The sequence below is a fragment of the Spongiibacter sp. UBA1325 genome, from assembly GCF_002306875.1.
GTDB classification, from domain to species: Bacteria; Pseudomonadota; Gammaproteobacteria; order Pseudomonadales; family Spongiibacteraceae; genus Spongiibacter; species Spongiibacter marinus.
The window spans coordinates 837,880-847,888 of record NZ_DBTD01000010.1 but is presented as its reverse complement, the minus strand read 5'-3'; the positions used below and the strand labels follow the sequence as shown (position 1 = coordinate 847,888).

Annotated in this window: 10 protein-coding genes; 9 read left to right on the top strand and 1 reads right to left on the bottom strand. The window is 56.7% G+C overall.

Annotation, left to right across the window (positions count from 1 at the left end):
• Positions 1–327 precede the first annotated feature (327 nt).
• The 4 genes from B3K78_RS15835 to B3K78_RS15820 all read left to right on the top strand — a co-directional run bounded on the left by B3K78_RS15835 (position 328) and on the right by B3K78_RS15820 (position 2,966).
• Positions 328–978, top strand: coding sequence for an SAM-dependent methyltransferase (locus B3K78_RS15835; protein ID WP_204996808.1), 651 nt, complete (start codon positions 328–330; stop codon positions 976–978).
• Entirely contained in the window at positions 971–1,846 is an 876-nt protein-coding gene (locus B3K78_RS15830; RefSeq protein WP_286696192.1) for a D-hexose-6-phosphate mutarotase, read from the top strand. Before B3K78_RS15835 ends, B3K78_RS15830 begins: the two co-directional genes overlap by 8 nt.
• A gap of 121 nt (positions 1,847–1,967) precedes the next feature.
• Complete coding sequence (locus B3K78_RS15825; protein ID WP_204996594.1) at positions 1,968–2,510, top strand: CC0125/CC1285 family lipoprotein; 543 nt, start codon at positions 1,968–1,970, stop codon at positions 2,508–2,510.
• Between the two features lie 90 nt (positions 2,511–2,600).
• On the top strand, positions 2,601–2,966 hold the full coding sequence (locus tag B3K78_RS15820) for a CoA-binding protein (RefSeq protein WP_204996595.1): 366 nt from the start codon (positions 2,601–2,603) through the stop codon (positions 2,964–2,966).
• A gap of 98 nt (positions 2,967–3,064) precedes the next feature.
• Here B3K78_RS15820 and B3K78_RS15815 read toward each other — a convergent pair whose 3' ends face one another.
• Complete coding sequence (locus B3K78_RS15815) at positions 3,065–3,724, bottom strand: urate hydroxylase PuuD (RefSeq protein ID WP_027874187.1); 660 nt, start codon at positions 3,722–3,724, stop codon at positions 3,065–3,067.
• Between the two features lie 218 nt (positions 3,725–3,942).
• Here B3K78_RS15815 and B3K78_RS15810 point away from each other — a divergent pair, with 218 nt between their 5' ends.
• The 5 genes from B3K78_RS15810 (at position 3,943) to B3K78_RS15790 (ending at position 9,999) form a co-directional block, all read left to right on the top strand.
• Positions 3,943–4,701, top strand: a complete 759-nt coding sequence (locus B3K78_RS15810) for a hypothetical protein (RefSeq protein ID WP_204996596.1) — start codon at positions 3,943–3,945, stop codon at positions 4,699–4,701.
• 139 nt (positions 4,702–4,840) lie between these two features.
• Entirely contained in the window at positions 4,841–6,358 is a 1,518-nt protein-coding gene (locus B3K78_RS15805; RefSeq protein ID WP_204996597.1) for a fumarate hydratase, read from the top strand.
• Between the two features lie 95 nt (positions 6,359–6,453).
• On the top strand, positions 6,454–7,890 hold the full coding sequence (sbcB, locus tag B3K78_RS15800; RefSeq protein ID WP_286696191.1) for an exodeoxyribonuclease I: 1,437 nt from the start codon (positions 6,454–6,456) through the stop codon (positions 7,888–7,890).
• A complete protein-coding gene (locus B3K78_RS15795; RefSeq protein ID WP_275587349.1) occupies positions 7,887–8,198 on the top strand; it encodes a GIY-YIG nuclease family protein in 312 nt (103 codons plus the stop codon). The genes sbcB and B3K78_RS15795 overlap by 4 nt, the downstream gene beginning before the upstream one ends.
• Positions 8,191–9,999 carry an ABC transporter transmembrane domain-containing protein gene (locus tag B3K78_RS15790; protein WP_286696190.1) on the top strand — a complete coding sequence of 603 codons (1,809 nt, stop codon included), beginning with the start codon at positions 8,191–8,193 and terminating at the stop codon, positions 9,997–9,999. Before B3K78_RS15795 ends, B3K78_RS15790 begins: the two co-directional genes overlap by 8 nt.
• Positions 10,000–10,009 lie beyond the last annotated feature (10 nt).

The window sequence follows — 10,009 nt, the reverse complement described above, 5'->3', positions numbered from 1 at the left end:
ATGGGCGGCATGGGCGGCATGGGTGGTATGGGCGGCATGATGTAAGCCCACACATCCATAAAAATGAGAGCCCCGCACCGCGGGGCTTTTTTTTGCCTGGCAATCCGTGCCAGGACAGGCTTCGCCGCTGACTTGCCCCACCTCAGTATTGCGGGAATGTAGCTGTAGGGTGGCGTTTTAGCTGAGTTATTGGCGCCGTGCTGGCCCCAGGATTTATACTGCGTTATTCGAGCCCGCTACGCGGGTTTTTTCTGGTTATTCGGTGGATTATTTTTGGAGCTATCATCAGTAGTGCCGTGGGGGCGATCCCTGGCGGAATATGCAGCGATGTTTGCGCTGCGAGAGGAAGACCTAGAGCGCAGTATCCTTGGCTGCGGTGACGGCACGGCGAGTTTTAATGCCGAAGTAACGGCGCAGGGCGGTAAAGTGCTGTCGGTCGACCCGATCTATCAGTTCAGCGCCGACGATATCCAGCAGCGTATTCGCCGTGTCTACCCCGGTATGCTCAGCCAATTTGCGCGGCAGGCAGACCAATATGTATGGCGCCACTTTCGCGACCCAGGGCACTTGGGCTCAGTGCGTATGTCGGCGATGAATCGATTTTTGGAAGATTACCCAAGCGGTTTACAAGCGGGTCGCTATGTTGAGGCCAGTTTGCCTGAGCTGCCGTGTTTTGATGGCGAGTACGACCTGGCCCTTTGTTCACACTTATTGTTTCTCTACAGCGAGCACATCGATCTTCAGGCCCATGTTGAGGCAGTGCTTGAGCTGTGCCGTGTTGCCCGTGAGGTGCGTATTTATCCGCTGGTCTCAGTAGATGGCCGTGTGTCGCAGCACCTGCCCGCCGTTGTGCGGGAGCTGGGGGAGCGGGGCTATGATGTTGGCATGGAGCGCGTGGATTACCAATTTCAAAAGGGGGCGAACGATATGCTGTGGGTGAAGTCTGCGTCCGCCGCCGAGGAAAATACTGATGATTGATCTTCCGCGTGGCGTGAGGGTCAGCGATAGCCGTATCGAATATGGAAGCGAGCAGGCTTTGCCGCTAATCGTTGCAGACACCGCACAATGTCGGGCGGTGTTTGCGCTGCAGGGCGCGCAGTTGTTGTCATTTGCGCCGGTGGGCGACGAAGACTGGCTGTGGCTGAGCCCCAAGGCGGTTTTTTCCGACGGCGCGGCCATTCGTGGGGGGATTCCCCTGTGTTTGCCGTGGTTTGGTGTGAATCGTCGCGACGCCACCTTGCCCAAACACGGGTTTGCCAGGCAGCGAGAGTGGCAACTGCTTGAGGCGAGTAGCGACGAGGATGGCTTGGTCCTTCGATTTGCCATCGAGCCTGCACCTGACGAGCAGGCACGCTTTCCCTGGATGTATAGCGCACAGGTGGTGTACCGATTGGGGCGCGAGTTGGCGTGCGAGTTAGTGATTTGCAATCGCAGCCAGCAGAGCCTGCCCTTGAGTTTTGCCATGCACAGCTACTTTGCCGCGGAGACTGCTGCGGCGAGTGTTCAGGGCCTGGGTACGGGCGACTATTTGGATAATACCCAGGGCTTGGCTAAATGCCGACTTAGCACCGTCCAGCGCTTTGATGGTGAGGTTGATCGCGTATTTGAGCAGGTGGGTGGTGTTCAGGAGTTAGCAACGGGAAAGGGGTCGCTGGCTATTGCGGGGCAGGGGTGCGATACCGTTGTGGTGTGGAACCCGGGTGCAACATTGGCCGAGAAAATGGATGACGTTGCCGAGCACTACAACGAATACATTTGCGTAGAGAGAGGCATGGCTTTCGCCGATGAATTATTACTAGCGCCGGGGAGCTGCCACCGCGCGTACATGCGTGTTTGGCGTCCATAGGGCCGGTCGCGGCAGTAGCTGGTAAGGGTTTTTACTTATTCAGCTTCAGTTCAGGCGGGGCTAGTACAGTAGGGGTCGATGAGAAAAAAGCAGTTGGCTTTCAAAAAAACGAGGAGATTTTATGCGTACCCAGATGATGTTTGTCGCGTTGCTTTCAGTGCTGATGGCTGCATGCAGTAGTAGCACCACATACCAGCCGGCTGAAAAGCGCGGTGCATACGGTTACACCGAGACCGCACTGGGCAAGGATCGCTACCGCGTGACGTTTACCGGTAATACTGTAACGGATAAGGAAACGGTCAATGATTACGCACTGCTTCGTGCGGCAGAGCTGACTTTGCAGGAAGGCTATGACTGGTTTCAGTTAGTGAATCGCGATACAGAAAGCAAAAGCCGCAGCAGCAGTACAATTTCTGGCGTGAATGAGTTTGGTGGCGGCACTGCGGTGTATCAACGTTGCGGCCTGCTGAGCTGTGATACAGTGGTTGCGCAAACCCCTGGGCGTTTGAGCGGTGGTGTTGCCTCGACAACCACCCGAACCTCTTACCAGGCATCCCTGGAAATAAAGATGGGTAATGACCCGATGCCCGACAGCGCAGAGGCCTATAACGCGCAAGAGCTGGCGTCGACCTTGCGCCGCTGGATGGGGACTCAGGAAAAATAAGCGTATTTCGCTATGATAGCGCCGGGGCATGCCCCGGCTTTTTTATGTCTGGCGTCAGTGAAATAGCGAGTATTCGCTTGGAGGGAAGAGATGGCTGAACGGGTTGTGGTACTTGGGGCAAGCCCTAAACCAGAGCGATATTCCTACAAGGCAACACAAATGCTCACCGAGTACGGGCATACGGTTGTACCGGTGAATCCCTATCATCGCGCGGTTGCGGGAATTCACTGCCAGCCTGATATTGCCAGTGTTGACGGACCTGTTGATACCGTCACTGTGTATATGCGTGGCGAGCTACTGGCTCCGCACATGGATGCGCTGATTGGTTTGTCTCCCCGGCGGGTCATTTTCAATCCAGGGAGTGAGGACGAGGGCTTGGCCCGTGAGTTAAGAGCGCGCGGCATTGTTTGCGAGGACGCCTGTACCTTGGTGCTGTTGCGCAGTAAGCAGTTCTAATGAGAGGCGCCTGACTGGTGGGATTTAGGCTGGCGAAAAAAAAAGGGGGCGAAAGCCCCCTTTTTAGTACTAAACCACATGGTGTGGTCTCATCGGTATTACACGTACTGAAGCAGTGCAACCATCGCCAAGGCCAGCGCGATGCTGCAATGGACAACGCCTTTGACCGTGGTCATTGGGCCGGTTTTGCCGAACAGGGCGTTCAGTTCGAGGAGCGCGATTAAGCCAAGGCAAATCCACAGGCCGAGGCTCAGGTCGCCGCTTGCTGTTTTACCGACTTGCGCGAGAGCAGCATTGCCGCTGCCGTGGAAAGAGCCCAGCATGCCGATCAGCATGGGTGCTGAGAACAGGGTGTTGGTGCGAGAAGCCAGGCCAGCTTTTGGCGCGGCTTTAGCGGCGTCGCCCGGGGTAATGCCGCAGACAATCTTCTGGTTGGGCCAGATAATCAGCCAGACGTTCAAAAACATCAGGGTGCCCATCAGTGCACCGATGATGATGTAGCCATTCAACCCGCCGCGGCTCATCGTGAAGTGCAGCAAGCCCAGACCCGTCAGGAAGGTGAACATCGCTCCCCAGCGGAACCACCACAGCGCGCGAGGCGCCAGCTTTTGTACGGCGTCTGCCTTGGCAGAGGGCTCTGCCTCCTTGAAGTATTCAGTTTGTACAAAGTTGAAATAGTACAGCAGGCCAATCCAAACGATGCCGAACAGTACGTGCAGCCAGCGCAAGGCCAGATCCGCAGAAATGAACGCGTCCATAAAACCCCTCTCTCATCTTGTTGTCTGTTTTTTTGTCGGGACTCGCAGACTCCGAGGCCCAGGCTGCGCAAGTATAGCAAAGCCGCCGAGGCTGCACAGCGAAACTGCATGCTGGGGCTGGAGGCGAACGAGGCAGACGTTCATAATGCGCTGACTTACCACGCAGACGCGCGAGTGTAGAGTGGCGCTTTAACTACAATTAATTGGAATACTGAATTGTGAGTACTGATAAACAAGAACCACGATTTTCAATTGCTGTTGACGAGGAAGATGTCGCACAGCGTGCGGCAGTAAGCTCAAAGGAGCTACCCCCTGCCACTGCGGCGAGTGGCGGAGGTGGTTTCGTCCTGTTTATGTTAACGCTGTTAATTGTTGCGCTGGCGGCCGCCGCCTACTACCTGTTTGATCAACTGACTATTGCTCAGGGTGATTTAAAACAGGCCCAGCAGCGTCTGGAAGTGCTGGAGCAGCGCTTATCTTCCGCGGATGAAAGCCTGGAAGAGAACAGCGTGACCACCGCGGTGAAATTAAAAGAGCTGGATTTTGAAATCCGCAAGCTGTGGGACAACGTGTGGAAAAAACAAAAACAAGAGTTGGCTGAGCACGATGCGCAGTTGGCGAAAAATGAAAAGCGACTGGCTGCCATAGAAAGCCGCCACCGCTCTTTAGACGCAAAGCTCAAGAGTGCATTGCAGGGTTATGATGCCGACCGCGAGGCAATGGCTTCAATGTCTGGCAAGCTCGACCGCGTCATTGCCCAGTCTGAGGTGAATCGCAAGACGTTGCTGGAGGTGAATAAGCAACTCACTGCGGGCGGCAGTCTGGATGCCCGGGTGAAGGCGGTTGAACGTCGTGTACAGCAGAGTGAAGAATGGCTTGATTCGGTGAACGCCTTCCGCAAACAGGTGAATCGCGATATCGAAGCGCTGCGCCAAACGGTCACGCAATACCACAGCGGCAGTCCCCAGGCCCGCTGACGGCGAGGCCGCAGCTGGTGTATACTTCTGCGCCGATTCCAGCTGTTGCGGCACATGGCTGCAACAGCACAGTGTGATCAGGTGCGGCAACCGTCGCACTTTGGCACCGACACCACAACGTTATCAAGGACCTCGCCCAATGACTGTTATCCGCCAAGATGACCTGATTCAGAGTGTTGCAGATGCGCTGCAATACATCTCCTACTACCACCCGGTTGATTTCATCAAGGCGGTAGACGAAGCCTATCAGCGCGAGCAAAACCCTGCCGCCAAAGACGCGATGGCACAGATTCTGATCAACTCGCGGATGTGTGCAGAGGGGCATCGTCCCATTTGTCAGGACACAGGTATTGTGACGGTGTTTTTGACCGTGGGCATGAATGTGCAGTGGGACGCTGAGATGTCGGTTACCGACATGGTTAATGAAGGCGTTCGCCGTGCCTACAACTTGCCTGATAATGTGCTGCGCGCCTCCATTCTTGCCGACCCCGACGGTGCCCGCAGTAACACTAAAGACAATACCCCCGCGGTGATCCACTACGAAATTGTTCCCGGTGACACCGTTGAAGTGCATGTTGCAGCAAAAGGCGGCGGCTCAGAGGCCAAGTCTAAATTTGCCATGCTCAATCCCTCTGATTCTGTGGTGGACTGGGTGTTGAAAATGGTGCCGACAATGGGCGCAGGCTGGTGCCCACCGGGTATGCTGGGCATTGGTATTGGCGGTACTGCCGAGAAGGCGATGCTGTTGGCAAAAGAAGCGCTGCTGGACCCCATCGATATTCACGATCTGCAAAAACGCGGCGCGTCAAACCGCTCGGAAGAGCTGCGTCTGGAGCTGCATGAAAAGGTCAATCAGCTCGGTATTGGTGCCCAGGGCTTGGGCGGCCTGACCACCGTCTTGGATGTTAAGGTTAAAGATTATCCGACCCACGCTGCGAATAAGGCGATTGCCTTGATCCCCAACTGCGCGGCAACCCGCCACGCTCACTTCACCCTGGATGGCAGTGGCGCCGTCGCTCTGACCCCGCCAAAGCTCGAAGAGTGGCCAGAGGTAACGCGTCAGTCTGGTGGCGACGTGAAGCGAGTGAACCTAGATACCGTAACGGCCGATGAGATCAAAACCTGGAAGCCCGGCGATACGCTCTTGCTCAACGGTAAGATGCTGACCGGTCGCGACGCTGCGCATAAGAAAATGGTCGATATGCTGAGCAAAGGCGAAACCCTGCCTGTCGACCTGAAGGGCCGCTTCATCTACTACGTTGGCCCTGTTGACCCCGTGCGTGACGAAGTCGTTGGCCCCGCAGGCCCAACCACGGCAACGCGAATGGATAAGTTTACCCGTACCATGCTCGCCGAAACCGGATTAATGGGCATGATCGGTAAGTCCGAGCGCGGCGACGGTGCGATCGACGCCATCAAAGAGTTTGAGGCGGTGTACCTGATGGCCACCGGTGGCGCGGCTTACTTGGTTGCCCAGGCGATTAAAAAGTCTGAAGTGGTGGCCTTTCCAGAATTGGGTATGGAAGCCATTTACGAGTTTACCGTTGAAGATATGCCTGTGACGGTCGCGGTAGACACCGCCGGCGACTCAGTGCATAAATCAGGCCCGCAAATTTGGAAAGCGAAGATCGAAGCGGAAAATATCAACGTTAGCTAAGTTGACGGCAGCGCCGTGCCGGCTTTGGGCGACGCCCTGGCCGGTGCATTGGCACTGCCGTTTTTGTATCTGCTTCACAGGTGGCGAACTGAGTGATGAGTGAGACCTTTTACTGGCACGATTACGAAACCTGGGGAACTCGCCCCGCCCTGGATCGCCCCTCGCAGTTTGCTGGTGTGCGCACCGATGCTGAGCTGAACATTATCGGCGAACCGCTGGTGCAGTTCTGCCGTCCAACTCCCGATTACCTGCCCAATCCCGAGGCCTGCCTGGTTACTGGGATTACCCCGCAACAAGCCCTGGAAGAGGGGCTCAGCGAGGCAGAATTTGTCGCCAACATCCACGCGGAATTGTCTCAGCCTGGCACTTGCACGGTGGGTTATAACAGCATCCGCTTCGATGATGAGGTGACTCGCTTTGCCTTGTATCGAAATTTCTACGACCCCTATGCCAGAGAGTGGCAAAACGGTAACTCTCGCTGGGACCTGATCGATGTCGTTCGGCTGTGCTACGCGCTGCGCCCCGACGGCATTGAGTGGCCCCGGCGCGAGGATGGCTCGCCCAGCTTCCGGCTCGAAGAGCTGACCGCGGCCAATGGCCTGAGTCACGAGTCGGCGCACGACGCGCTTTCAGATGTACTGGCAACGATCGATTTGGCTCGCCTGATCCGTCAAGCCCAGCCCAAACTCTACGACTATGCCTTGAGCCTGCGGAACAAGCGCACGGTGGCGGCCATGCTCAACACCGACAGCCAAGTGCCGGTGTTGCATGTTTCCGGGCGCCTGCCCGCGGCGCGAGGCTGCTCGGCGTTGATGATGCCGCTGGCACCGCACCCGGTTAACAAGAACAGCGTGATCGTCTATGACTTAAGTGTTGACCCGAGCCCGCTGATTACGCTGGACAGTGACGAGGTTGCACGGCGAATTTTCAGTTCCAGTGACGAGCTGGGGGAGGACACGCCGCGTATTCCGCTCAAGGAAATTCACCTCAATCGCGCACCGATTGTTGCCACCCCTAAATTATTGGACGATGCCAGTGCACAGCGTTTGCAGATCGACTTAGACCAGTGCCGACGGCACTGGTCGATGCTGCGCAAGGCCGAGGGGCTTAATGAAACCCTGGCATCGGTGTATGCCCAGCGTGAATTCAGTGAAAACCCCGATCCGGACACGCAGCTCTATGGCGGCGGCTTTTTTAGTGACGGTGATCGCCAGCAGATGGAGCGCCTGCGAAAAATGCTGCCGGAGGATCTTGCCGGGCAGCATTTTCAATTCAGCGACCGTCGCCTTCCAGAAATGCTGTGGCGCTATCGGGCGCGTAACTTCCCCGAAACCTTATCGGCGGCGGAGCGGCAGCGCTGGCTGGAATTCTGTCGGCAGCGGCTGCGCCAACCCGGAGAGCATCTGCACGGATTTGACAGCTTTCGCCAGCGGTTAGTGGAGTTGTCCGACTCCACCGATAACGACTTCCAGCAATTTGTACTGCAGGAGCTCAACGACTACGCCGATGCACTGGAGCAGGAGGGGCTTTGAGTCAGTGGTGGGTGTATATGGTGCGCTGCCGCAGTGGCCGCTTGTATACCGGGATCACCACGGATACCGCGCGGCGTTTTCGCGAGCACTGCGGCGAAGGCGGCAAGGGCGCGCGATTCTTTCGCAGTGACCCCGCCGAGGCCATTGTCTACACCGAACCAGCGGAAAACCGTTCAGTGGCATCGCGCCGTGAAGCGGCGATAAAAAAATTACCGCGTAAACAAAAGTTAGCGTTGGTTGATGCGGCGCTTTTACCTGCCGGGAATACGGGCAATAATGCGCGGCCAGAAGGAGAGGCTAATGGCTGACCAACAACACAGTGAGCGCGGTACCGCAAAGCTAGGTGTATTAAGGGCGATGCTTGGGTTTTTGAAGCCCTATCGCTGGCAGGTTATCGGTGCCAGCGTGGCTCTGATCTGCACGGCGGGGATCACGCTGTCCATCGGGCAGGGGCTGCGTTTGTTGGTGGATAATGGTTTCTCCAGCAACGCCAGTGAAGCGGCGCTAAACCAGGCCTTGGTGCTGTTTTTCGCACTGGTATTGCTGTTGGCGACCGGCACCTTTGTGCGTTTTTACTTGGTGTCCTGGATTGGCGAGCGCGTTAGTGCAGACCTGCGTAAAGCCGTGTTTGCCCATGTCGTCACCCTGCACCCCGGCTTTTTTGAAAGCCAGCTGAGTGGCGACATTCAATCCCGGATCACCACCGACACCAGCCTTCTGCAAACTGTGATTGGGTCCTCGGTGTCCATCGCCCTGCGCAACGCGCTGATGTTTATCGGCGGTTTAATCTGGCTGTTCATCAGCAACCCGAAACTCACGGGGTTGGTGATGCTGAGTGTGCCACTGGTGATTGTGCCCATCCTGGTATTTGGCCGCCGCGTGCGGCGGCTGTCGCGCAGCAGTCAGGACAAGATCGCCAGTGTCGGCAGCTTTGTGGGCGAGGCAGTTAAAAATATCAAGCTGCTGCAAGCGTTTAACCATCAAACGCTTGATCGCAAAGCCTTTGATGGCCATGCAGAGGTGGCCTTCGATGTTGCCATCGTGCGCATTAAGCAGCGCGCATGGTTGTCGACGGTGGTGATAGTGCTGGTGTTAGGCGCCGTTACCGGCATGCTTTGGGTGGGTGGACACGATGTCCTGGCCGGCCGAATCAGTGGCGGTGAACTGGCGGCGTTTATTTTCTACGCGGTGATGGTAGCTGCCTCCGTCGGTGCCATTTCCGAAGTCTATGGTGACTTACAGCGAGCGGCGGGAGCGACCGAGCGCCTGCTGGAATTGTTGGCGGCAGAGAACCGTATATTGCCGCCAGCAGTCCCGTCGCATTTACCGGTGCCGGTGCGTGGCGATATCGATTTTAGGTCGGTGAGCTTTGCCTATGCCTCGCGGCCGGAACACCCGGCAATAAGCAATGTTAGTTTGCAGGTGCCGGCAGGTAGCAGTTTGGCGCTGGTGGGCAGTTCCGGGGCTGGCAAGTCAACGTTGATTGATTTGTTGCTGCGTTTCTACGATGTAAGTGACGGGGCCATTTGCTTTGACGGCGTCGATATTCGCAATCTCGATCCGGACGAGTTACGTGCAAATATCGCGATGGTGCCGCAGCAGCCGGTGCTGTTCACTGGCTCGGTGGCCGACAATATTCGCTACGGCCGCCCAGATGCCAGCGATGCGGAGATAGTGTCCGCGGCTAAGGCAGCCTTTGCTCACGAATTTATTGAGCGTTTGCCCGAGGGCTATCAAAGTTTTGTGGGCGAAGGCGGGGTGCGGTTGTCGGGTGGTCAGCGTCAACGCGTCGCGATTGCCAGAGCAATATTGGCAGACCCTAAACTGCTGTTGCTCGACGAGGCGACCAGTGCCCTGGATGCAGAAAGTGAATACCAAGTGCAGCAGGCGCTGGAAAGGTTGATGGAAGGCCGCACGACGGTGGTGATTGCCCATCGCTTGGCAACCGTTATCAATGTCGATCGCATTGCGGTACTCGAGAATGGTGAGCTGGTTGCCAGTGGGCGTCACAGTGAACTTTTGGTGCAGTCATCCCTCTACGCCCGTTGGGCGAGCTTGCAATTTGACGACGCCAATAATCAGGCGGCTTCGGCTGTCAGTGAATCATAGCGGCCGGGCC